This window comes from Rhodovulum imhoffii, from assembly GCF_003046545.1.
In the GTDB taxonomy this organism is placed as follows: domain Bacteria; phylum Pseudomonadota; class Alphaproteobacteria; order Rhodobacterales; family Rhodobacteraceae; genus Rhodovulum; species Rhodovulum imhoffii.
This window is the reverse complement of sequence record NZ_QAAA01000014.1, coordinates 38782-61870: the sequence shown is the minus strand read 5'-3', so window position 1 is coordinate 61870 and position 23089 is coordinate 38782. Positions and strand designations below refer to the sequence as shown.

The following is a 23089-nucleotide window of genomic DNA, read 5'->3' as shown; positions in this document are numbered from 1 at the left end:
CGTCGAACGCCGCATCAAACGCATGAATGCGATGAATAAAAACAGTCGGATGAAAAACCTCTGAGCGCCACGCCCAGATGTTCAGTCCCGGTATCGCGGGGATCAGATCGGGAAAGGGTCGATCCGCCTCCAAAGTCCAGACCCGGAAGATGCACCCGTACGGCGTGAGCCCGCTGAGCAACTTGCCTGACGTCAGAACCGATGGGACAGTTTAGGGCGACTTGATAAGGGAGGGTTGCGGCACAGCGTAACCGCCAAGAAGTGGAGATGAAACAGAAACCCTGACCCTAGCAGCCGGGCACGATCCGGTAATCCCGCCGGGCACCATCCCCAAGGGCCTCCACCGCGCTTTGGTAGCTTGCGCTGCGATAAGCGGACAAGGCGGCTTCCGTACTTTCGAACTCGATAATCACGACCCGGTTGTTGTTGGTCCCCTCAAGAATTTCCACGGGTTCCCCACGGGCAATGAAGCGGCCGCCCTCTGCTTCGATCGCCGGCCCGGCGATTTTCGCATAGGCCGCAAAGCGATCCGGGTCTGAGATATTCAGGTAAGTGACAATGGAGTATGCTTTCGTCATGAGCGTTTCCTTTCGGTCTTTCGTGCGGGGGGCGTTGAATATTCAGAGCCTGGAAAGCTCCGACTCCGGTACGCCGATCCCCTTCAGGATAATTCGTTTTATATTTCGCTTCGCTGCCTGCCATTGTTTGTCCGAGAGCGGCTGTGCGTGATTCAGGGTTTCGATCTGATGATTGAAATCCGCGTAGTGCTGCGTGGTCGCCCAAATCATGTAAAGCAGATGCCGGGGATCGATCGGGTCCATCAGGCCAGCCTCCACCCAGCCTTGCATGACCTTGATCCGGTCGTTGGTCCAATCGACCAGTGCGGTTTCCAGGTAGTCGTGTATAATCGGTGCCCGGTGCATCACCTCGGAGGCCCAGACTTTGGAACCGGCCGGGTGACGGCGGGAGATTTCCATCTTGGCGTCGATGTAGGCCCCCAGGCCTTCGGCTGGCCCGGTGGCGCTGTCGAACACCTCGGCAGCCACAAGCCATACGTTGAAAATGTTCTGGACGACCTGTCGATACAGAGATTCTTTTGTCGGGAAATAGTAGTGCAGGTTGGCTTTGGGCAAACCTGCCACATCAGCGATCAGTTGCATTGTCGCCCCCCCGTAGCCGGCTTCGGAAAAAACTTTTTCCGCTGCATCCAAAATGATCTTTTCGTTTTCCTGGCGGACCTTTTTCTTTTTCAAGGGGCGGATGGTTGACGTCATGCAATTCCCTTCCAGAATTTTCTTGATCGGGTGGTCGGGGTGTGCTGCTGTTATCCTGACCATATGGTCAGGATGATGGCCAAGGCAAGAGAGGGCACACTCTCGTACAGACAGCGACAGGGGAATAAGATGACTGCACCTGGTGTAAACCTGAAAATAAATGGCGACCGTTTATGGGAAAGCCTGATGGAAATGGCCAGGATCGGACCAGGGATTGCAGGCGGAAACAACCGGCAAACGCTCACCGATGAAGATGCAGAGGGGCGTGCGCTATTCCGGAAATGGTGCGAAGCGGCCGGCTGCCGGGTGGGGGTGGATACAATGGGAAACATGTTCGCCACCCGCCCCGGTACGGAACCCGATGCCCTGCCTGTCTATGTGGGATCGCATCTCGACACCCAGCCGACAGGGGGCAAGTATGACGGCGTTCTCGGTGTTCTTGGCGGGCTGGAGCTTGTGCGCACGCTGAACGATCTCGGCGTCAGGACGAAACGCCCGATCGTCGTTGCCAACTGGACAAATGAAGAAGGTACCCGCTACGCCCCCGCGATGCTGTCCTCGGGTGTTTTCGCAGGGATTCACACGGAAGCCTGGGCCAAGGACAGGACCGATGCCGAAGGTAAGCGGTTCGGGGATGAGCTCAGGCGGATCGGTTGGGAAGGCGATGAGCCGACAGGGGCCCGGAAGATGCATGCGATGTTCGAGTTGCACATCGAGCAGGGTCCCATCCTGGAAGCCGAGGGTGTCGATATCGGCGTGGTCACCCACGGCCAGGGGCTGAGCTGGACCCAGATCACGATCACGGGCAAGGAGGCCCACACCGGGTCCACCCCGATGCCGATGCGCCGCAACGCGGGTCTCGGCATGGCGCGGATCTTGGAAAGGGTAGACGAGATCGCCTGCTCCCACGCGCCTCATGCCGTGGGGGCGGCCGGGCACATCGATGTTTATCCCAATTCACGCAACGTGATTCCCGGCAAGGTGGTGTTTACCGTCGATCTGCGCAGCCCGGAGCGTGCCGTCATCGAGGACATGGAGGCCCGGCTGGCTGCTGCGGTGAAGGATGTCTGCGAGCCGATGGAACTGTCTTATGAGATTGAAAAGGTGGGAGGATTCGACCCGGTGACCTTCGATGAAAACTGCGTCAAGGCCATCCGCAATGCCGCCGAACGCCTGGGCTACAGCCACATGAACATCATCTCGGGTGCGGGGCACGATGCCTGCTGGATCAATCAGGTTGCCCCGACCGCAATGGTCATGTGCCCCTGTGTCGACGGGCTGTCGCATAACGAAGCCGAAGAGATATCAAAAGACTGGGCCACAGCCGGTGTGGATGTGTTGATGCATGCGGTCGTGGAAACGGCGGAAATCGTCGAATGATCTGCCGCCGGGCCCCAAGCCCGAAAGCGGGGGACGCGGATACCAAGGAAAGCCGGCGCTCAAACGGTCCGGCGAGCGGGGAGAACAACCATGACAACAGTCATCAAGAACGGAACGGTCGTCACGGCTGACCTGACCTACAAAGCCGACGTGTCGGTCGACGGGGGCAAGATCGCTGAAATCGGCCCCGATCTGAAAGGCGACAAGGAACTGGATGCGACCGGCTGCTATGTCATGCCCGGCGGTATTGACCCGCACACCCACCTCGAAATGCCCTTCATGGGAACCTATTCCAGTGACGATTTCGAATCCGGAACCCGCGCCGGCTTGGCGGGGGGAACCACGATGATCGTCGATTTCGCCCTTCCCAACCAGGGCGAAAGCCTGCTGGACGCGCTGAAACGCTGGGACAACAAGTCGGCGCGGGCCAATTGCGACTACTCGTTCCACATGGCCGTGACATGGTGGGGGGAGCAGGTCTTCGAAGACATGAAAACCGTGGTGCAGGAACGGGGCATCAACACCTTCAAGCATTTCCTTGCCTACAAGGGGGCCCTGATGGTGAACGATGACGAATTGTTTGCCAGCTTCAGCCGTCTGGCCGAACTGGGCGCCACACCCATGGTCCATGCTGAAAACGGTGATGTGGTGGCCGAGCTCAGCGCCAGGTTGCTGGCCGAAGGCAATACCGGCCCTGAGGCACATGCCTATTCGCGTCCGAGCCAGGTCGAAGGCGAGGCCACGAACCGTGCCATCATGATTGCAGACATGGCGGGGGTGCCGCTTTACGTGGTGCATGTGAGTTGTGAAGAAGCGCACGAAGCCATTCGCCGCGCCCGCATGCAGGGCAAGCGCGTCTGGGGTGAGCCGCTGATTCAGCATCTGACCCTGGATGAAAGCGAGTATTTCAACAAGGATTGGGACCATGCGGCGCGCCGCGTCATGTCACCTCCGTTCCGCAACAAGAAGCACCAGGACAGCCTGTGGGCCGGTCTGGCATCCGGGTCGCTCAGCGTTGTCGCAACCGATCACTGTGCCTTCACGACCGAACAGAAGCGATTTGGGGCGGGCGATTTCACCAGGATTCCCAACGGGACCGGCGGGCTGGAGGACCGGATGCCAATGCTTTGGACTCATGGCGTGGGTACGGGCCGTTTGACGATGAATGAATTTGTGGCCGTCACCTCGACCAATATCGCCAAGATCCTGAATTGCTATCCGACCAAAGGCGCCATTCTTGTCGGGGCCGACGCGGATATCGTCGTCTGGGACCCGGAGAAGGAAAAAACGATCGCCGCAGGCGATCAGCAAAGCGCCATCGACTACAACGTCTTCGAGGGCCACCACGTCAAAGGCCTTCCGCGCTTCACCCTGACCCGCGGGTATGTCGCGATCCATGACGGAGAAATCCGCACCCGGGAAGGGTACGGCAAATTCGTGGCCCGTGAACCGAATGCCCCCGTGAACAAGGCGCTGTCGCAGTGGAAGGCCCTCACGGCGCCGCGGCCGGTTATTCGCAGGGGGATTCCTGCAACCGGAGTTTGAACGTGCGCAACGCCCCCGTCATCGAAGCAAAAGACCTTAATCTGACCTTTGAAACGAACGATGGTCCGGTACACGCATTGAAGGGCGTGACGCTGACCATCGACAAAGGCGATTTCGTCAGTTTCATCGGTCCGTCCGGCTGCGGGAAAACCACGTTTCTGCGCGTGGTGGCAGCCCTGGAACACCCGACAGCCGGCAGTATAACCGTCAACGGGATGAGCCCGGACGATGCTCGCCGACGGCGCGCCTACGGATATGTTTTCCAGGCCGCCGGGCTCTATCCCTGGCGGAGCATCCGCGACAACATTCGCTTGCCGCTTGAGATCATGGGCTTTCCGAAATCCGAACAGGACACGCAGATCGACCGGGTTCTTGACCTGGTCGATCTGCGCGGCTTCGGCAAGAAATTTCCCTGGCAATTGTCGGGCGGCATGCAGCAGCGGGCAAGCATCGCCCGTGCCCTGGCCTTTGATGCCAATCTTCTTCTGATGGATGAACCCTTCGGCGCGCTGGACGAGATTGTTCGCGACCACCTGAACGAGCAGCTCCTTCACCTGTGGGGGTCGACCGACAAGACGATCGGTTTTGTCACCCACTCGATCCCCGAGGCGGTTTATCTGTCGACCAAGATCGTCGTGATGAGCCCGCGTCCGGGCCGCATCACGGATGTGATCGAAAGTACATTGCCGCGCGAACGCCCGCTGGATATCCGCGACACGCCGGAATTCCTCGAAATCGCCCACAGGGTCCGCGAAGGGTTGCGGGCCGGTCATGCCTATGACGATGAGTGAGGCCGGCTGATGCGATCCTTCCTTCCCATACTCACCGTTGTCACCGCCATCGTGGTGTTCTGGTATGGCGCTGCCGTGTGGATGAACGCGAAATGGGCGCAGGATCAGGCGGTGCGGGCCGGGGTGGAGTTGTCCATCCCCGAATTGGTGGCCGACACCTGGAGCCAGGAGCGCCCCCGTTTGCCGGCCCCCCACCAGGTCGTGGTGGAGCTATGGAATACCACCGCGGACATGGCGCTCCAGGGGCGGGCCATGTCGAAACGGTCTTTGATCTTTCATGGCTGGATCACGCTCTCGGCCACGCTTCTTGGGTTCGTCATGGGGACCGGTGCGGGTATTCTGCTGGCGGTGGGCATTGTGTATTACCGCGTAATGGACATGTCGGTGATGCCTTGGGCGATCGCTTCGCAGACCATCCCGATTCTGGCCATTGCGCCGATGATCATCGTCGTTCTGAACTCGGTCGGTATTCAGGGTCTGATCCCGAAGGCGATCATCTCGGCGTATCTCAGTTTTTTCCCGGTCGTTGTCGGCATGGTGAAGGGGTTGCGCAGCCCGTCCTCCGATCAACTCGATCTGCTGCGTACCTATAACGCGACTCCGAACGCGACCTTCTGGAAGCTGCGGTTGCCATCCTCGACGCCTTACCTGTTCACCTCTTTGAAAATCGGCATGGCGGCATCGCTGGTCGGGGCGATCGTGGGCGAGTTGCCCACGGGCGCTGTCCGGGGCCTGGGCGCGCGCATGCTGACGGGCAGCTATTATGGACAGACAATCCAGATTTGGTCGGCCCTGTTCGCGGCGGCCATCCTTGCCGCCATTCTGGTCGGTGCAATCGGTCTGGCCGAACGGTCCATTCTGAAAAGAATGGGGATGAGCCAATGACCTGGATCGTCTTTGCCCTGGTGTCCTGGGCCGTCGGCTATTGGGCGAATTACAAACTCGCCAACAGCGCCCTCAGGCAGACCCGTCTTGTGAAACTGGCTGTTCCAATGATTTTCGGCGTCACGGTCATGGCGGTCTGGGAAGGGATGGTGCGTGGTTTGGACGTGCCTCATGTGATCCTGCCACCGCCATCGGCCATCGCGGAACGCTTTGCCGGCAGTCTCCCCGTTCTCTGGGTCGATTTCGTTCAGACTTTCGTCAAGGGCGCCCTTTCCGGCTACGTGATCGGATGCGGCGCGGCGTTCCTTGTTGCGGTGCTGATCGATCGCTCCCCGTTCCTGCAGCGCGGTTTGCTGCCGGTGGGCAATTTCATTGCGGCTCTGCCCATTGTGGGCACGGCCCCTATTCTGGTCATGTGGTTCGGCTTTGACTGGCAGTCGAAAGCGGCCGTTGTCGTCGCGATGGTCTTCTTTCCGGTGCTGGTCAACACGGTACAGGGCCTGACCGCGACCGACAGGATGCAGCGCGACCTGATGGCGACCTATTCGGCAAGTTACTGGCAGACGCTGACCAAACTGCGCCTGCCCGCCGCGATGCCCGCCGTTTTCAACGGCCTGAAAATTGCGACAACGCTGGCGTTGATCGGAGCCATAGTCGCCGAATTTTTCGGCAGCCCCATCAAAGGTATGGGCTTTCGGATTTCGACCGAGGTCGGCAAACTGGGGCTTGATATGGTCTGGGCGGAAATAACCGTGGCGGCATTGGCCGGTTCGGCCTTTTACGGCGCCGTCGCACTACTCGAAAAAGGGGTCACGTTCTGGCATCCCTCGCAAAGAGGCTGAGCAACCTGAATCAACCAACCGGGAGGAAGACAAATGATAAGGCAGATGAAAGCAGCCCTTGGGGCGTTGGCGCTGACCGCAGGGGGCGCCTTGGCCGCCGACGATGTGACGCTACAGCTCAAATGGGTCACCCAGGCGCAATTCGCGGGCTACTATGTGGCTCTTGAGAACGGCTATTATGCCGACGAAGATCTCAACGTCACCATCAAACCGGGCGGGCCTGACATTGCCCCCGTTCAGGTGCTCATGGGCGGGGGGGCCGATGTCATGATCGACTGGATGCCCTCGGCTCTGGCCGCACGTGAACAAGGAGCCCCGGTCGTCAACATTGCGCAGCCTTTCAAGAGCTCTGGCATGATGCTGACGTGCCGCAAGGACACGGGCATCACCGGCCCGGCCGATTTCCCGGGCAAGACGCTGGGGGTCTGGTTTTTCGGGAACGAGTATCCGTTCCTGAGCTGGATGAGCACGCTGGGCATCGGAACCGATGGGGGGGACGACGGTGTGACCGTTCTCAAGCAGGGTTTCAACGTCGATCCGATTCTTCAGGGTCAGGCCGATTGTGTATCGACGATGACCTATAACGAATACTGGCAGATCATCGACGCGGGCCTGACCGCGGACGATCTCGTGACCTTCAAGTATGAAGATCAGGGTGTCGCCACGCTCGAGGACGGCCTTTACGTGATCGAGGAACGGCTGGACGACCCGGCATTCGTCGATCAGATGACCCGCTTCGTGCGAGCCTCCATGAAGGGCTGGAAATGGGCCGAGGAAAACCCGGAAAAGGCAGCCATGATCGTTTTGGACAACGATGAAACAGGGGCCCAGACCGAGCATCACCAGATCCGAATGATGGGGGAAATCGCCAAACTGACGGCAGGGTCGAATGGCGCCCTTGATCCGGCAGATTATGAGCGGACTGTTTCGACTTTGATGTCGGGGGGGTCTGATCCGGTCATCACCGCGGTTCCGGAAGGCGCCTGGACACATGTCATTACCGATGCCGCGTTGAACTGAGCGTGCCTGACCGATGGATTCGCCGTTACGCCGGTGTGCCGGCGTAACGGTGAGGGGTCGCCATGCGGCGGTGAATCTGCGGCCTGCGATCCGGGCGGAGGCTTGTGTGGGTCAGAAACTTGCGGATAACGTTCGCCGTTGCCGCCCCGCATCCGATCAGGCGTCTGTGGGGGCGTATTTGACATTTTGTTGCCGTTTGGCCAGATTGCTTGCTACCGGGAATTTTGCCGGACACCCGGCCGGCTCCGATGTTACCTGGTTCAGAACGGGCATTGCATCATCTTGAAGCCGCAGCGCAATACCCGCATCCAGCGGAAGAACTCCCAAGCCATCCTCGACGCCGCGCTCGAGGTGTTTTCACGCCATGGATACCGTGGGTCGACCCTGGATCAGATCGCACAGGAGGCCGGGCTTTCAAAGCCCAATCTGCTCTATTATTTCCCCTCGAAAGAAGACATCCACGTGACGCTTTTGTCCGCGATGCTGGAAACGTGGCTGGCTCCGCTGCACAGGCTCGACCCGGATGGCGACCCCGTTGAGGAAATCCTGAAATACGTTCAGCAGAAGCTGGATATGTCGCGCACCCAGCCGCGCGAAAGCCGCCTGTTCGCCAACGAGGTGTTGCAGGGCGCGCCCAGAATCATGGCTGCGCTCAAGGGCGAATTGCGCATGTTGGTAGAGGAAAAATCAGCCGTCATTCAGGCCTGGATGGATGACGGCAAGCTGACGCGGCTCGATCCGAAACACTTGCTGTTCTCGATCTGGGCAACAACGCAGCATTATGCGGATTTCGATGTACAGGTCAGCGCGATACTCAACAGGTCTGGCGAAGACCATTTCCCGCAAGCCGGGGCTTTCTTGAAAAATTTCTACCGCAGGGCGTTGACACCTTCCTGAGATTGCATGCGGTACGGGCCAAAAGGCAGGCGCCAATTCGTCGGACCAAGGCCGTTATTTTCCGGGGTTCGAATGCCGATTTCCGGCCCCCGGAAATTTTTACTTGTTGATCAAAATTTGATCGGGTGTAAAAATTGCTGGGCCATCAGGGAAGAGAGCAATGACCAATGATCATTCCACTCCGGGTGTTGCGTCCGGGCGGTTGTCCTCCGCGCAGATCGGCTCCAATTTCAGTGAACTTCACCCGCCGCTCAGCGATCATGAGGCCCGTGTTGCGGCGGATCGGTGTTACTTCTGCCACGATGCCCCCTGCATGGAGGCCTGCCCGACCGAGATCGACATTCCATTGTTCATAAGGCAGATCGCGACGGGGCGGCCCGAGGCTGCCGCTCACACGATTTTCGCGCAAAACATTCTCGGCGGGATGTGCGCCCGCGTATGCCCGACCGAAACCCTGTGTGAAAAGGCCTGTGTCCGTGAAGAAGCGGAAGGCAAGCCCGTCATCATCGGCCAATTACAACGCCACGCCACCGACCGTCTGATGGCACAGGGGGGGCACCCCTATACGCGCGCGGCCTCAACGGGCAGGTCCGTTGCGATCGTGGGGGCCGGCCCCGCCGGTCTTGCCTGTGCGCACCGTTTGGCGTTGCATGGCCATGATGTCTCTGTTTTCGACGCGCGCGCAAAAGGCGGCGGTCTGAACGAATACGGTATCGCCGCGTACAAAGCCGCGGACGATTTTGCCCAGAAGGAACTGAAATGGCTGATGGGCATTGGCGGGATCACCCTTGAATACGGAATGCGGCTTGGGGGGAATCTGTCGCTTGAGACGCTCCGGAAAAGCCATGATGCCGTGTTTCTCGCAGTCGGTCTGGCGGGTGTGAACGCGCTGACAATTCCAGGCACTCATGACGCCGATGTGAATGCGGTGGAGTGGATTTCCGAACTGCGTCAGTCACGGGATAAAACCGACATTCCCGTAGGCCGCAATGTTGTGGTGATCGGGGGTGGCATGACCGCAGTGGACGCCGCTGTTCAGGCCAGGCTTTTGGGTGCTGAAACCGTGACAATCGCCTATCGTAGGGACAAGGCCGCCATGGCAGCCTCCGAATTCGAGCAGATCCTCGCGACTTCGAAAGGTGTTCGTATCCTTTACAATGCCGCACCAAGATCTCTGGCTTCGGGCAGCATCACACTTGCACGGACCGAAACCCGCGATGGAAAGCTGGTTGAGACCGGGGCCGAAATCACACTTCCGGCCGATCAGGTGATGCGCGCGATTGGACAGGCGCTTGAAGGTGTGCCCGATATTCTGGCGGTACAAGATGGCAAGATTCAGGTGGGGGAGGCCGGCAGAACCTCCGTTGAGGGAATCTGGGCCGGCGGGGACTGCGCTTCAGGCGGGGAAGATCTGACCGTGACAGCCGTTGCCCAGGGTCGCGATGCTGCCGAAGACATTCACAAGAACCTGATGGGGAAGGGATAAGTCATGGCAGATCTGAGTTCGGAATTCATTGGCATCAAATCCCCGAATCCATTCTGGCTGGCATCCGCGCCACCGACGGACAAGGAGTACAACGTACGCCGCGCTTATGAGGCCGGATGGGGAGGGGTCGTTTGGAAAACTCTCGGCGAAGCCGGCCCGCCTGTCGTGAATGTCAGCGGCCCGCGTTATGGGGCGATTCATGGCGCGGACCGCCGGCTTCTTGGTCTGAACAATATCGAACTGATCACCGATCGTCCGCTCGAGGTGAATATCGAAGAGATCACCCGGGTGAAGAAGGATTATCCCGATCATGCCCTTGTGGTCAGCCTCATGGTTCCTTGCGAGGAGAAGCCCTGGCGCGACATCCTCAGGCGGATCGAAGATACCGGCGCCGACGGGGTCGAACTGAATTTCGGGTGCCCCCACGGGATGGCCGAACGGGGGATGGGATCGGCCGTTGGCCAGGTGCCCGAATACATCCGGATGGTGACGGAGTGGGTCAAGAAACACTCGGACTTTCCCTGCATCGTGAAGCTGACGCCGAATGTCACCAATATCCTCTACCCTGCCAAGGCAGCCTTGGATGGGGGGGCGGATGCCGTATCGCTGATCAATACGATCAACTCGATCACGTCGGTCAATCTCGACACTTTCGCGCCCGAACCCACGATCGACGGCTGGGGCGCGCATGGTGGTTATTGCGGACCTGCGGTCAAACCGATCGCGCTGAACATGGTGGCTGAAATCGCGCGCAATCCGGAGACCGCCAACCTGCCGGTCAGTGGCATCGGCGGCGTCACGACATGGCGGGATGCGGTGGAGTTCATGGCGCTTGGGGCAGGAAACGTCCAGGTGTGTACCGCAGCCATGACCTACGGTTTCAGGATCGTACAGGAAATGATCTCGGGCCTCGGCCAGTACATGGACGAAAAGGGCTTCGGGAGTGTCACCGAGATCGTCGGCCGTGCGGTTCCCAACGCCAGGGACTGGCAGGATCTGAACCTGAATTATGTTACCAAGGCTGTGATCGATCAAAACAAATGCATCAAGTGCGGGCGATGCCATATCGTGTGCGAAGATACCTCGCACCAGGCGATCTGGATGCATCAGGGCCGCGTCTTCGAGGTCAACGATGCGGAATGTGTCGCCTGTAATCTGTGTGTCAATGTCTGCCCGGTCGAAGGTTGCATCACGATGCGGGAACTGGAGGTGGGGGAAGTGGACGAACGTACAGGCAAAAAGGTTGGCCAATATGCAAACTGGACAACCCATCCCAACAACATCGGGGCCGGATGCGGTTAGGGGCAGGACCCGGCCCGCGTTTCACCGGCCTCCCCAAGAGATCTTGATTTTGGTTCTGCGATCTCACGGGGAGGGGACATTCCAGGCCACGTTGTGCGGGCGGTTTTCGCTGGGGTCCTGGCCCCGGTCTCCTGCTGGTGAGACCCATTTTAGGTGCCGTTCCCTGGGCTGTCTGTCAGTTCAGCCTGAGTCTTGCGCTGCCGGCGCCGTGGTCAGGCCAGTTGTCGGGTCGAAATGACCTGTTCATGGGGTGGCCTATCAGGGTCAGGCGCGACGAAAAAACCGTATCCATTTAAGAATTAAACTCAAGAAATGCTCTAGAACTGGTTAAAATTCTGCTTTACGCTCGCCCAGCAAATTGCCCGAGAAATGCGTACAGTACAAGGAGCTCACCATGATTTTGTCCGGCCCTCAACGTGCTCCGAGTTCTCATTCCGGAGGCTTGCGCAGGATAATTTTTTATTTTATAATAGGTATTTATTCGATATCGGCGCCTGTGTCCGCTCAGTCGGATGAGGCGGAGCGGCCCGCGCCGGCGGTTACCGTCGCGATCACGGAGACCAGGAATTTTGAGAACGCAAGTGCGTTCACGGGCCGGGTCGAAGCAATAGAAGCTGTTGAACTCCTTGCTCGGGTCCAGGGGTATCTCGAGGCCAGGCACTTCGAGGAAGGGGCGCGTGTGGAGAAGGGCGATCTTCTCTATGAGCTGGATTCGGAAATCTACCGCAACGCGCTCAATCAAGCTCAGGCCGCGTTGCAGATCGCACAGGCAAACGAAAAGCTGGCACAACAGCAATTCGACCGGCAACTCGAGTTGACAGAACGAAACGTCCAATCCCGCGCGATGCTTGAAGAGGCGCAGGCAAGGCTGGACATCGGCTTTGCGAATGTCGCGGCCGCCAAGGCCAAGGTGGAAGAGGCGCAGATCAACCTGGGATACACAACGATCGAGGCGCCCCTGACGGGGTTGATCGGGCGCTCGACCGTTTCTGTAGGGGATTTGATCAGTCCGCAATCCGGCGTGATGGCAAGCATCGTGCAAACCGATCCGGTATATGTGAGATTTCCCGTCCCGCAGACCCTGTTCATCGATATCCGAAAGCGTGGGGCCCGCAATGAAGACGTCTTTGTCGAGTTGACCCTGGCCGATGGCAAAAAATATGAGCACCATGGGCAGGTTTCATTCGCCGATGTAACCGCGAATGCCTCGACGGATACGATTGTCGTCCGGGCAACCGTTCCCAACCCTGACTATTTTCTGGTGAACTCCGGACTTGTGGATGTCCGCGTGGTTTCGAACGAGGACACGAGTGTTCTGGCCATTCCTTTGCAGGCTTTGCTTATCGATCAGCAGGGATCTTTTGTCTTGACTGTCGATGACGAGGATAAAGTCCAGATTGCGCGTATTGAAGAGGGGCGCCAACAAGACGGTTATCTGGAAGTCAGGTCGGGCCTTGAGCCGGGCGCGCGCGTCATTGTCGAGGGGATCCAGAAGGCATCGCCAGGCATCAAAGTGGCTCCGAATGCCGCTCAACCAAGTAACTAAGGAGCGGCGCCGTGATTTCCGAAGTTTTTATTCGCCGGCCACGTCTCGCGTTTGTCATCTCGATCGTGATCACAATTGCCGGCCTGATCGCGATGCGCGTGATTCCGGTATCGCAATATCCAGAGATTGCCCCCCCAACGGTACAGGTTCTGGCCTCGTATAGTGGCGCATCCACCGATTCTGTCGAGGAGGCGGTGGCGCTTCCCATCGAAAGTCAGGTGAACGGCGTTGCGGGCATGCGTTATATGCGTTCCAACTCGAACAATTCGGGTCAGTATGCGCTTCAGGTCATGTTCGAATTGGGCGAAGATCCCGATATCGCAACGGTGAACGTTCAAAACAGAGTCAAGTTGGCAGAGCCCAAGTTGCCGCAATCCGTGCGTGACCAGGGGTTGTCGATCTTCAAGGCATCTACCGACATTCTTCAGGTTTTCACGTTCCACTCCGACAACAAGGATCATGACCAGTTATTCCTGGCGAACTTTGTTGCGATCAACATTGTGGATGAGTTGAAGCGCATCGATGGTGTGGGGGATGTATATAACTTCGGCCTGCGGGATTACGCGATGCGTGTCTGGATCGATCCGCAGAAGCTGGCCGATCTGGATATTGCGCATGAAGACGTCGTGTCGGCAATCCGCAGCCAGCATTTACAGGCTGCGGCGGGCCGTGTCGGTGCCGCGCCTTTGGTCAAAGGCAGCGATACGCAGCTGCAAATGACCATAACGACGAAGGGCAAGCTCACGGATGTTGGAGAGTTTGAAGACATCATCGTGCGGGCCATGCCCGATGGGTCTTATATCCGGATCAAGGATATCGCCGAAGTCGAACTTGGCGGGCAGTTCTATGATGTCGAGACGCGATTCCAGGGCGAAGCCAACGCGCCGGTCGCGATCTATCTGTCCCCCGGCGCCAATGCCGTTTCGGTAGCCGAGGCGGTTCGTGAGAAATTGCACGACCTGGAAGAGCGGTTTCCGGATGGCGTGAAATACACTTACATCTATGACACGGCCGAGTTCGTTGAGGCGATGATCAAGAAGGTCGAACACACGCTGATCGAAGCCTTCATCCTTGTCGGCATCGTGGTGTTCGTGTTTCTCGGACGTGCCCGCCCGACGATCATTCCCCTGGTCGCCGTTCCGGTCTCGATCATCGGGACCTTTGCCGTGCTTCTGGCGCTTGGGTATTCCGCCAATACGATTTCGTTGCTCGCCATGATCCTTGCTATCGGCATCGTTGTGGACGACGCAATCGTGGTTGTGGAAAACGTCGAAAAGGTGATGCATGAAGAACCGGACCTTTCTCCGGCGGATGCAACCCGAAAGGCAATGAAGGAGATCACAGGGCCGATTATCGCGATCACGCTGGTCCTGCTTTCGGTATTTGTGCCTGTGGCGTTTCTGTCCGGTTCCAGCGGCGTGTTGTTCCGGCAGTTTGCCGTTACGATTTCGGCCGCGATGGTGATTTCGGCGATCAACGCCCTGACGCTTTCACCGGCGCTTTGTGCCGTGCTGATGAAACCCGGTGAGCCGGTCAGTTTCATGAAGAATATCTCTGACGGCATCAACTCCATCAGCCGCGGCTATGGCAGTCTGGTGCGCCGCCTCGCGCGTCTTGCGATTTTAAGTATCGCGCTGACCGCCTTGTTCATGTTTGCCACGGCGCGCCTTGGCGCGATCACGCCATCCGGCTTCATGCCGGCCGAAGACAAGGGCTTTATAATGGCGACGGTGACGCTGCCGCCCGGTGCGTCGCTTAACCGGACTTTCGATGTGATGCAGGAAGGTCAGAAGATCTTCGAAGAGGACGAAGCGGTTGAAAGCGCGGCTATCGTCGCAGGGTTCAGCCTGATCGACGGCGGGCTTGCTTCGAACGGCGGTGTCGCATTCATTCGGCTTACCCCGTTCGAAGAGCGAACGGGCGCAGACATGCATTCTACCGCAATCGTGCGCCGTCTGACGGAGAAGCTTCAGCAGATCCCGAACGCGAATTTCCTGGCCCTCAACCCGCCCGCGATCCCGGGTATCGGAACCACTGGCGGGTTCGAAATGATGGTGGAGGCGTTGCAGGGGCAGGATGCAGGCGAAATGGCGGCCGTAACGCGCAGTCTGATCGTCAATGCCAACCAGAATGAAAAGCTGTCAGCAGTCTATACGACGTTTGACGCATCTTCGCCCCAGATCCGCCTGGATATAGACCGTGAAAAGGTATACGCGCTTGGTCTGACCTTGCCGCAGGTTTTCACGGCCCTGCAAGGCACATTGGGCGGTATTTATGTCAATGACATCACGCTGTTTGGCAAGAACTTCACAGTTTGGGTCAACGGCGCCCCCGAGGCCCGCGACAACATCAATGCACTTTATGATATCAGGGTGCGTAACGCCAATGGCGAGATGGTTCGTGTCTCATCATTTGCAACGGCTGAAATTGATTCGGGGCCGCGGTCATTGGTTCGGTACAATAATTATCGATCCGTGGCGATCAACGGCAGCCCCGCGCCGGGTGTTGGCGACGGCGAAGCCATCGCGGAGATGGAAAGGATCGCGGACGAGGTGTTGCCGGACGGTTTCGCCTATGAATGGACCGGAATGGCGCTTGAGGTGAAAAGCTCTGCCGGGCAGACCACGATTGTCCTTGGGTTCGCGATGTTGTTTGCGTATTTGTTCCTTGTGGCGCTCTACGAAAGCTGGAACGTTCCAATTTCGGTTATGTTGTCCGTTGCCGGGGCGGTGCTTGCGGCAATCTTCGGTGTTTGGGTGGTCGGCTCGTCGCTCGACGTTTACGTGCAGATCGGTATCGTCGTGTTGATTGCCTTGGCCGCGAAGAACGCCATCCTGATCGTTGAATTCGCGCTCATGCGATTGGGAGAGGGCGAATCGATCGAAGAGGCGACAGTGATGGGCGCGCAGGAGCGTTTCCGCCCGGTCATGATGACCTCGTTTGCTTTCATCGCGGGTCTTGTGCCTCTGGTTACTGCGAGTGGGCCTGGCGCAGACAGCATGTTCGCGGTCGGTGTGCCCGTGTTTGCCGGGATGATCGGTTCAGCGGTGATCGGCGTCATCCTGATACCCTTGCTGTTCATAGTCTTCGAACACATGCGGGATTGGACGCGGCCGAAAGACCAGAAAGTCGCCAAAGGATTGGCCGAAAAGGGGGATGCAGCCTAGGTCAGGGCTTGATGGCGGCGGCGGGATCGCAGGCTGAGGGGATGTCTTCCGGGGTCCTCATAACACGTTGCGCTGCGTCGCCGCTCAGAAGATGCTGAAAAACGAACCGTTCTTGATTTCCCGCTCTGCTGTGTCGTGGGCGGATTGAACGGGTGTGTCCCGCGATGAATGTGGTTTCCGGGCGGTGCGCAGGATGGATATATCCCCCCTGAAGCCCACTGAAAGGGTCCGCCATTTTGTTCGGGGAAGCGGAGAACCCTTTGAGTGGGGGATCAGCCCGATCAATACAGGTCAGCCGAGCAGCGTCAGTATTTCTCTGGCGGTCCCGGCAGAAGAAGCGGGGTTCTGTCCGGTGATCAGATTGCCATCGCGCAGGACAAAATCGCCCCAGTCCTCGCCGCGCTCGAATTGTCCGCCATTGGCCTTCAACATGTCCTCGACAAGGAAGGGCACGATGTTTGTCAGCCCCACCGCGGCTTCTTCGGAGTTGGTAAAGCCCGTGACGCGACGCCCCGAGACCAACGGCGTGCCGTCGGCTCTGTACGTGTGGCGGAATACGGCCGGTGCGTGGCACACGGCGCCCATGGGCCGGCCGGCTGCTGCGAAGGCCTCGATAAGGCGCTTGCTGTCGGCGTCTTCGGCCAGGTCCCACAGCGGGCCATGCCCGCCCGGGAAGAAGATCGCGTCAAAGCCGTTTTCGGGAACATCCGCAAGCTTCAGTGTCGTGGCGAGATGCTGTTGTGCGTCGCTGTCGGCCCTGAACCGGCGGGTGTGTTCCGTCTGGGCGGTGTCATTGTCGCTGGACGGGTCGATCGGAGGCTGACCGCCCTTGGGCGAGGCAAGCGTGATCTCCGCGCCCGCGTCCTTGAAGACGTAGTAGGGAGCGGCGAATTCTTCCAGCCAGAAGCCGGTCTTGTTACCCGTCTCGCCAAGTCGGTCATGTGATGTCAGAACCATCAGAATTTTCATTTTCTTGCCTTTCAATCCTGGGCAACGCGGATAACCCGCTTGCCGAAATTCTCGCCTTTCAAAAGCCCGACAAAGGCTTTGGGCGCGTTTTCTAGGCCATCGATGATCTCTTCGCGGTATTTGATTTTGCCAGCTTCGATCCACACCGACATTTCCCTGGCGAATTCGGGGTAAAGATGTCCGAAGTCGTCAAAGATGATAAAACCCTGTACCTTGACCTTCTTGCTCAGGATCTGGCCCATCAGCCAGTTCATGCGATCCGGCCCATCGGGCATTTCGGTGGCGTTATACTGCGAAACCAATCCGCAGACTGGTATCCGGGCATTGGCGTTCAGCAAGGGGATCACCGCATCCAGCACTTTGCCGCCGACATTCTCGAAATAGACGTCGATGCCATCGGGGGTCGCAGCGGCCAGTTGTTCGGCAAAATCATCTGCCTTGTGGTCGATGCAGGCGTCAAAGCCCAGGTTGGTCACTGCGTGGTCGCACTTGTCCGATCCGCCGGCAACGCCGACAACGCGGCAGCCGAGCAGTTTGCCGATCTGGCCGACGGTTGCCCCCACCGGGCCGGTTGCTGCCGCGACCACGATTGTTTCACCCGGCTGAGGCGCGCCAATGCGGGTCAGCCCCGCCCATGCGGTAAAGCCGGGCATGCCGAGGATCCCAAGCGCCCAGGAGGGGTGATCCGGGGACTTTCCAAGGTTCGTCACACCTGTGCCATCCGACACGGCATAATCCTGCCAGCCGTTGAGGCTGAGCACGTAATCCCCCACGGCGAACCCGTCGATATCGGAGGTGACGACCTGCGCGACTGTGCCACCCACCATGACGCCACCGACCTCTACAGGGGCTGCGTAGGAGGGGGCATCGCTCATCCGGCCGCGCATGTAGGGATCAAGCGACAATAACGTGGTGCGGAGCAACATCTGACCTGCACCGGCCGTCGGTATGGGCGTCTCGATCAGTTTCAGCGTGTCTTTTGTCGGTTCGCCCCGGGGGCGTTCCGCAAGTATGAGTTGGCGGTTCGTCATTGTGGTCTGTGTCATGTGCTGTTCCTTTCCTGTGAATGGTTCGCGGGAGTGTCGCACAGTTGCGCGGGACATTCTCCAAAGTTGAACTTTTAAAGTAGACCAGTCGTCTTATCTGCATTCGCAAATGGTCAGAAGGTCCGCCTTGTTTGCTTCCGGGGATCAAGGGGCGGGTATGGCCTTTCTCGTTGTTTTCATCGCCGCTTGCAGGGGGGCGTCGTCATGGGAAAGGCCCGCAACCAGGCTGGCCCCCAGCCACTGGTAGTAGATCGACTGTGCCAGATCGTTTGGGTTCTCCAGCGGTGCGATCGATCCGTCAGCGGTGCCTTGTTCCAATGTTTTCGCCAGCCTCGAGATGATGCTGTTTACGCCGTTTTGCAAAATCCTGCTCATGTCCGGCGACAGATCGGCGACCTCTGCGGATAACTTCACCACAAGGCACCGATCCTGCAACACAGGGCCAGTTTGTTTTGCAAGCCAGCCTTCAAAATACGCCAGAATCCGGCTGCGTGCCGGTCGTTCCGGATTCCCGAGGGTGCTGGCAAGCGTTTCCTGGTATTGCTCGACAAAATCCTCAAGAAGTGCGCAACCATAGGCTTCTTTCGATTCGAAGTAGTGGTAGAACGATCCCTTGGGAACGCACGCAGCTTTCAGGAGCTCATTCAGTCCCACTCCGACATAGCCCTGGCGCGCCGTCAGGCTGCGTCCAACTTCCAGAATATGGCTGCGTGTATCTTTGGCTTGTGTTTTCATGTGGGGGATCTAGGCACGATTAGACCGGTCGTCTAGAGGGGGCGCAAATTTTTTTACCCAATATTTCACATGAGCATTTCGGACCCCGCGAAAACAGCGGCCCACACCAGGGCGATGGCTGCTTTCGGTGAGTCCTGCTGACAAATACGCATCCAAAGGCGGGTCGACATTTTGTCGGTCATTGGCTGGTGTGCGTTTTTGCCTCGCTTCATTCCGGCTGTCGATATCTGCCTCCGGAGCCGGTCATGGTTCGGGGCCGGGCCTGCCGGTGAACGCGTGACCGTTCGCGAATTTTCGGGCGGGTCACCTCATGGGCTCCGGTGTGAGCAGTCCGGAAAATCCCGTCAGGTCCAAGCCGCTGGTTGGGTTGCGCTCGTTCGTGGCAGGGGACGGGCGTGGTGAATCGTTCGGGGCGTCTCCTGCCTCGCCCGACATCGATTCTCGTGCCAAACTGGTCTTCATTGCAGATGCCAGCCCGAAGTACGCCCAAGGCGTTTTGCGACTCCATTTTGTAAACACGGTCTCGGGCACAGGCCGGGCCAATGTGCAGTTACTGGCGACACGGGGCTTTCCCGGTTTGACAGGGCGGGTCCAGCGCCGCATCGTTGACCCAGCTGCAAAAGGAGCGATTATGACCGCCACACTTGTTATCGGCCCTTATAGCGACATCGATACCGCCGCCCTGAAAGAAGCCTTTGATCCGGTGTTCCTCGACCATCCTGAAAAGCTGTCCGGACTTGATGGTGCTGCCCGCGGGGCGATCACGGCCCTGGCCTACAAGGGGCACCATGCCGTTGGCATGACAGAGATGGACCTTCTGCCCAACCTCGCCCTGATTGCCAATTACGGGGTTGGCTACGATGCGATAGACGTCAAAGCCGCAAGCACACGCGGGATCAGGGTGACGAACACGCCAGATGTGCTGAATGACGATGTGGCGGATCTTGCCGTGGCGATGCTGCTGATGCAGGGCCGTGAGATGGTGCAGGCCAGCGAATGGGCAAGGTCTGGCAACTGGAAGACCGCGGGCGAATACCGGTTGAACCGCAAGGTTTCAGGCGGGCGCGCGGGTATCGTCGGCCTGGGGAGGATCGGCCGCGAGATCGCCGATCGGCTGGCGGCGTTCAAGATGGATATCCACTATTTCGCCCGCTCCGAGAAACCAACGCCGGGTTGGACCTATCATGCCGATCCGGTGTCGTTGGCGCGGGCGGTGGATTATCTGGTGATTGCCCTTGTCGGCGGCGCGGAAACCGAGAAATTCGTCTCGAGAAAGGTGATCGACGCGCTTGGCCCCCGCGGTGTGGTGGTTAATATCTCGCGTGGCACGACGGTGGATGAGCGCGCCTTGTTGGAGGCGTTGGAAGAGGGCAGGATCGCCGGAGCGGCGCTTGACGTGTTTCTGAACGAGCCGGATATCGACCCCCGCTTTTACAGGCTGGAGAATGTGGTGATCCAACCGCATCAAGGATCCGGCACATTTGAGACGCGTGCCGCGATGGGGCAGCTTCAGCGCGACAATGTGGCAGCCCATCACGCGGGCCGGACGCTGTTGACGGCCGTGAACTGACAGGGGCGGGGTATGAAAGAGAACCGCTTCAAACGCGCCATTGTCCAAGGGCGACAGCAGATCGGCATCTGGAGCATGATGCGCGAGCCGATGGTAACCGAGATGCTGGGGCAACTCGGGTATGACTGGATCCTGCTCGATTGCGAACACACCCCTAACGACGAGCCTGGCGTGATGGCGATGTTGCAGGCTCTTTCAGCCTGCGAGACCGAACCGATGGTACGGCCCAGTTGCCTCAATGTGGCCGAGATAAAGCGCCTTCTGGATGTGGGTGCGCGCAACATCCTGATACCTTACGTGCAGACGGTCGAGGAAGCCGAACTCGCCGCTGCCGCGGTCGCCTATCCGCCGGCTGGCATTCGGGGGGTGAGTAACGTGTCTCGCGCGGCGGGTTTCGGCGCGGCGCCGGACTACTTCGTCACGGCACGGGACGAGATTTGCCTGATCGTCCAGATCGAGACCGGCGCGGCGCTGGACCGGCTGGAGGATATCGCGGCGGTGCCGGGAATCGACGGGCTGTTCATCGGGCCGGCCGATCTTGCCGCGAGCCTGGGCCATCCGGGAAACCCAAAACATCCGGAGGTCCACGCGGCGATCCTGGACGGTATCCGCCGTATTCGTGCCGCAGGAAAGCCGGCGGGTTTCCTGTCGCCGGATCAGGGCCTGTTGGAAGATGTCGTGAGCGCCGGCTGCGTGTTCACCGCCATCGACATGGATTTGAGCGTTCTGCGACGGGGTGCAATGGCGCGATTGGAAGCGTGCCGGACAATCAGGGAATAGGCCCTTACGCGCCCGGCAGATCGTCTTCGAGGAAATAGCGGATATTGTCCTCGAAGCTTGCATCCGCCTCCAACCCCAGGCTTTCGGCCTTGTCGGCGCGGATATCCATGCGCCAGCCATCAAGGATCAGATCCAGCCCAGGCTGCTTTTCCCAGCTGATCAGGCGGGCGGGCCCGGACCCGGCCACCGCTGTCATCGCGTCGATCATCTGCCGGATGGTCCAGACCCGCCCGGGCATGGGCATGCACCGGTTCAGGCCCAGGGCTTCGGCGGGCAATTCGGCCCCTTTGATCAGGTTTTCAACGCATTTGCGCGGCGACAGGTAATAGTGGTTGAAATCGGAAGAAACCGGGCAGTTGGCGGTTCGTCCCTGCAACGGTTCGCGAAAGATCGACGACATGAAACCCGATGCCGCGCGGTTCGGCTTGCCGGGCCGGATCGAGATCGTAGGCAGGCGAAAACCGCGCCCATCTATCAGGCCCCGGCGCGAGAAATCGGTGACCAGCAACTCGCCAATCGCCTTTTGCGCGCCGTAGGAGGTTTGCGGGTTGAGGCCCGTGTAATCGGTGAACGGCTGGGGGACCTCGCCGCCATTTACCGCGATAGAGGAGGTAAAGACCAGAACGGGCCTGGTTCCCAACGCACGGGCGTGCTGTAGGACATTGAGGGTGCCCATCATGTTGATCGAAAGACCCGCGTCGAGGTCTTCCTCGGCATGGGCGGAGACGACCGCGGCAAGCAGATAGATCACATCGACATCCGCCGTAACACATTTTGCGACCGACGCCGGGTCGGCGATGTTGCAGACAACGGTCTTGACCGGAACTGCACTGCCGGGAATCCGCGCCGGATCGACGATGTCGGCGAGGGTGATCCCTGAAATGACTTTCCCACGCAACTCTCCGCGCGCCGCGAGCGCCCGGCCGAGTTTCTGACCGATTACGCCTCCGCCGCCAATGATCAGGATGTTCATGACGTGCCTCCCTGAAATATTCCGGGAACAAGCGCCCCCCGGAATTGAATGACCTTTGCCGCCAGTTCCATGGCGCTGCGACCGGCCGCGTCGGGATTTTTCCCACTGGCCAGTCCGGCCAGGAAGGCCGCGGCGAAACTGTCGCCGGCGGCAGTCGTGTCGACAAAATCCTGCACCATGATTGCCGGTAGTGATCGCGGACCACCACTGTCCCACAGGGTCAGCGCGCGACCGCCGTCTTTGACCGCAACGATCCGCGCGCCGCAGTCGCGGTAGCGCGCTATGGTGTCCGCAGGCGTGGCATCACCGAACAGCCAGCTTTCCTCGTCGAAGGAGGGGAGCACCACATCGGCAACCTTTGCCCCCATCCGCATTCCCGCCCGCATCGTATCGCGATCTTCCCAAAGACGCGGGCGCAGGTTGGTATCGAACGCGATCTGAGCCCCCCCCCGGCGTGCTTCGGCCAGCGCGTCGCAAAGCCTGTCGCGCCCCCGTGACGACAGGATCGCCAGGGTGATCCCGGAAAAATAGACAATGTCGCGTTCAGACAGGATTCCTCTCAGCCAGACCCGGTCCTCTGTCAGCATCCGTGCCGCCGACTGCCCGCGCCAGTAGGAAAAGCTGCGCTCGCCCGCGTCGAGGCTGATCATGTAAAGGCCAACGGTGCGGCTCTCCAGTCGTCGCAGGGCTGTCGTGTCGATGCCCTCGCCGGCCATGAAAGCGCACATTTCGGCCGAGACCGCATCGGTTCCGATGCAACTGCCATAGCTTATGGTCCATTCCGCAGGCAGAAGGCGGCGAGCGTACCAGGCGGTGTTGAACGTGTCCCCCGCAAAACCGCGACGGTAAAGTCCGTTGCCCGCGTCGGACAGTTCGACCAT

Annotated in this window: 20 protein-coding genes and 1 pseudogene; 13 read left to right on the top strand and 8 right to left on the bottom strand. The window is 59.3% G+C overall.

The annotated features are described in order from the left end of the window. The 3 genes and pseudogenes from C8N32_RS15125 to C8N32_RS11180 form a co-directional block, all read right to left on the bottom strand. Positions 1-181: pseudogene (locus tag C8N32_RS15125) on the bottom strand (hypothetical protein); the annotation flags it as partial. 106 nt (positions 182-287) lie between these two features. After that, positions 288-578 carry a DUF1330 domain-containing protein gene (locus tag C8N32_RS11185; protein ID WP_107893072.1) on the bottom strand — a complete coding sequence of 97 codons (291 nt, stop codon included), beginning with the start codon at positions 576-578 and terminating at the stop codon, positions 288-290. A gap of 42 nt (positions 579-620) precedes the next feature. Further along, positions 621-1274: a TetR/AcrR family transcriptional regulator gene (locus tag C8N32_RS11180; RefSeq protein WP_107893071.1), complete on the bottom strand. Its 654-nt coding sequence runs from the start codon at positions 1272-1274 to the stop codon at positions 621-623. A gap of 129 nt (positions 1275-1403) precedes the next feature. Between C8N32_RS11180 and C8N32_RS11175 the strand changes: the two genes are divergently transcribed. The 11 genes from C8N32_RS11175 to C8N32_RS11125 all read left to right on the top strand — a co-directional run bounded on the left by C8N32_RS11175 (position 1404) and on the right by C8N32_RS11125 (position 16135). After that, entirely contained in the window at positions 1404-2654 is a 1251-nt protein-coding gene (locus C8N32_RS11175; protein WP_107893070.1) for a Zn-dependent hydrolase, read from the top strand. A 90-nt stretch (positions 2655-2744) separates the two neighbouring features. Then, the gene (gene hydA / locus C8N32_RS11170) at positions 2745-4199 is read left to right on the top strand and encodes a dihydropyrimidinase (protein ID WP_107893069.1); all 1455 of its coding nucleotides are present in this window, start codon (positions 2745-2747) and stop codon (positions 4197-4199) included. Positions 4200-4201: 2 nt separating this feature from the next. Continuing rightward, positions 4202-4990, top strand: a complete 789-nt coding sequence (locus C8N32_RS11165) for an ABC transporter ATP-binding protein (protein WP_420853802.1) — start codon at positions 4202-4204, stop codon at positions 4988-4990. A 9-nt stretch (positions 4991-4999) separates the two neighbouring features. Continuing rightward, positions 5000-5875 carry an ABC transporter permease gene (locus C8N32_RS11160; RefSeq protein WP_107893067.1) on the top strand — a complete coding sequence of 292 codons (876 nt, stop codon included), beginning with the start codon at positions 5000-5002 and terminating at the stop codon, positions 5873-5875. Beyond that, positions 5872-6717, top strand: coding sequence for an ABC transporter permease (locus C8N32_RS11155; RefSeq protein WP_107893066.1), 846 nt, complete (start codon positions 5872-5874; stop codon positions 6715-6717). Before C8N32_RS11160 ends, C8N32_RS11155 begins: the two co-directional genes overlap by 4 nt. A gap of 45 nt (positions 6718-6762) precedes the next feature. Next, positions 6763-7737 (top strand): ABC transporter substrate-binding protein, encoded by a 975-nt coding sequence (locus C8N32_RS11150; protein ID WP_107893065.1) that lies wholly within the window; start codon positions 6763-6765, stop codon positions 7735-7737. Between the two features lie 279 nt (positions 7738-8016). Then, positions 8017-8634: a TetR family transcriptional regulator C-terminal domain-containing protein gene (locus tag C8N32_RS11145; protein ID WP_420853803.1), complete on the top strand. Its 618-nt coding sequence runs from the start codon at positions 8017-8019 to the stop codon at positions 8632-8634. A gap of 160 nt (positions 8635-8794) precedes the next feature. Continuing rightward, positions 8795-10120, top strand: coding sequence for an NAD(P)-dependent oxidoreductase (locus tag C8N32_RS11140; RefSeq protein WP_107893063.1), 1326 nt, complete (start codon positions 8795-8797; stop codon positions 10118-10120). A gap of 3 nt (positions 10121-10123) precedes the next feature. Continuing rightward, positions 10124-11422 carry an NAD-dependent dihydropyrimidine dehydrogenase subunit PreA gene (gene preA, locus C8N32_RS11135; protein WP_107893062.1) on the top strand — a complete coding sequence of 433 codons (1299 nt, stop codon included), beginning with the start codon at positions 10124-10126 and terminating at the stop codon, positions 11420-11422. A 394-nt stretch (positions 11423-11816) separates the two neighbouring features. Further along, the gene (locus C8N32_RS11130; protein WP_107893061.1) at positions 11817-12968 is read left to right on the top strand and encodes an efflux RND transporter periplasmic adaptor subunit; all 1152 of its coding nucleotides are present in this window, start codon (positions 11817-11819) and stop codon (positions 12966-12968) included. An 11-nt stretch (positions 12969-12979) separates the two neighbouring features. Further along, entirely contained in the window at positions 12980-16135 is a 3156-nt protein-coding gene (locus tag C8N32_RS11125; RefSeq protein WP_107893060.1) for an efflux RND transporter permease subunit, read from the top strand. 291 nt (positions 16136-16426) lie between these two features. On the opposite strand, the gene C8N32_RS11115 is transcribed toward C8N32_RS11125, so the two are convergent. The 3 genes from C8N32_RS11115 to C8N32_RS11105 form a co-directional block, all read right to left on the bottom strand. Continuing rightward, entirely contained in the window at positions 16427-17104 is a 678-nt protein-coding gene (locus C8N32_RS11115; protein WP_107893058.1) for a type 1 glutamine amidotransferase domain-containing protein, read from the bottom strand. Between the two features lie 11 nt (positions 17105-17115). Continuing rightward, positions 17116-18150 (bottom strand): NADP-dependent oxidoreductase, encoded by a 1035-nt coding sequence (locus C8N32_RS11110; protein WP_107893057.1) that lies wholly within the window; start codon positions 18148-18150, stop codon positions 17116-17118. 144 nt (positions 18151-18294) lie between these two features. Continuing rightward, positions 18295-18885: a TetR/AcrR family transcriptional regulator gene (locus C8N32_RS11105; protein ID WP_107893056.1), complete on the bottom strand. Its 591-nt coding sequence runs from the start codon at positions 18883-18885 to the stop codon at positions 18295-18297. Between the two features lie 631 nt (positions 18886-19516). Between C8N32_RS11105 and C8N32_RS11100 the strand changes: the two genes are divergently transcribed. After that, positions 19517-20455: a 2-hydroxyacid dehydrogenase gene (locus C8N32_RS11100; protein ID WP_107893055.1), complete on the top strand. Its 939-nt coding sequence runs from the start codon at positions 19517-19519 to the stop codon at positions 20453-20455. Between the two features lie 12 nt (positions 20456-20467). Next, complete coding sequence (locus C8N32_RS11095; RefSeq protein WP_107893054.1) at positions 20468-21235, top strand: HpcH/HpaI aldolase family protein; 768 nt, start codon at positions 20468-20470, stop codon at positions 21233-21235. Positions 21236-21239: 4 nt separating this feature from the next. On the opposite strand, the gene denD is transcribed toward C8N32_RS11095, so the two are convergent. Both denD and C8N32_RS11085 read right to left on the bottom strand, forming a co-directional pair. Further along, a complete protein-coding gene (gene denD, locus C8N32_RS11090) occupies positions 21240-22208 on the bottom strand; it encodes a D-erythronate dehydrogenase (protein WP_107893053.1) in 969 nt (322 codons plus the stop codon). Further along, positions 22205-23089: a sugar kinase gene (locus tag C8N32_RS11085; protein ID WP_107893077.1), complete on the bottom strand. Its 885-nt coding sequence runs from the start codon at positions 23087-23089 to the stop codon at positions 22205-22207. The genes denD and C8N32_RS11085 overlap by 4 nt, the downstream gene beginning before the upstream one ends.

Bases quoted from the DNA above. Each gene is read 5' to 3' on its own strand.
- C8N32_RS11185 (WP_107893072.1), bottom strand. From the start codon at position 578: ATGACGAAAGCATACTCCATTGTCACTTACCTGAATATCTCAGACCCG.
- C8N32_RS11180 (WP_107893071.1), bottom strand. From the start codon at position 1,274: ATGACGTCAACCATCCGCCCCTTGAAAAAGAAAAAGGTCCGCCAGGAA.
- C8N32_RS11175 (WP_107893070.1), top strand. From the start codon at position 1,404: ATGACTGCACCTGGTGTAAACCTGAAAATAAATGGCGACCGTTTATGG.
- hydA (WP_107893069.1), top strand. From the start codon at position 2,745: ATGACAACAGTCATCAAGAACGGAACGGTCGTCACGGCTGACCTGACC.
- C8N32_RS11160 (WP_107893067.1), top strand. From the start codon at position 5,000: ATGCGATCCTTCCTTCCCATACTCACCGTTGTCACCGCCATCGTGGTG.
- C8N32_RS11155 (WP_107893066.1), top strand. From the start codon at position 5,872: ATGACCTGGATCGTCTTTGCCCTGGTGTCCTGGGCCGTCGGCTATTGG.
- C8N32_RS11150 (WP_107893065.1), top strand. From the start codon at position 6,763: ATGAAAGCAGCCCTTGGGGCGTTGGCGCTGACCGCAGGGGGCGCCTTG.
- C8N32_RS11140 (WP_107893063.1), top strand. From the start codon at position 8,795: ATGACCAATGATCATTCCACTCCGGGTGTTGCGTCCGGGCGGTTGTCC.
- preA (WP_107893062.1), top strand. From the start codon at position 10,124: ATGGCAGATCTGAGTTCGGAATTCATTGGCATCAAATCCCCGAATCCA.
- C8N32_RS11130 (WP_107893061.1), top strand. From the start codon at position 11,817: ATGATTTTGTCCGGCCCTCAACGTGCTCCGAGTTCTCATTCCGGAGGC.
- C8N32_RS11115 (WP_107893058.1), bottom strand. From the start codon at position 17,104: ATGAAAATTCTGATGGTTCTGACATCACATGACCGACTTGGCGAGACG.
- C8N32_RS11110 (WP_107893057.1), bottom strand. From the start codon at position 18,150: ATGACACAGACCACAATGACGAACCGCCAACTCATACTTGCGGAACGC.
- C8N32_RS11105 (WP_107893056.1), bottom strand. From the start codon at position 18,885: ATGAAAACACAAGCCAAAGATACACGCAGCCATATTCTGGAAGTTGGA.
- C8N32_RS11100 (WP_107893055.1), top strand. From the start codon at position 19,517: ATGACCGCCACACTTGTTATCGGCCCTTATAGCGACATCGATACCGCC.
- C8N32_RS11095 (WP_107893054.1), top strand. From the start codon at position 20,468: ATGAAAGAGAACCGCTTCAAACGCGCCATTGTCCAAGGGCGACAGCAG.
- denD (WP_107893053.1), bottom strand. From the start codon at position 22,208: ATGAACATCCTGATCATTGGCGGCGGAGGCGTAATCGGTCAGAAACTC.
- C8N32_RS11085 (WP_107893077.1), bottom strand. From the start codon at position 23,089: ATGGTCGAACTGTCCGACGCGGGCAACGGACTTTACCGTCGCGGTTTT.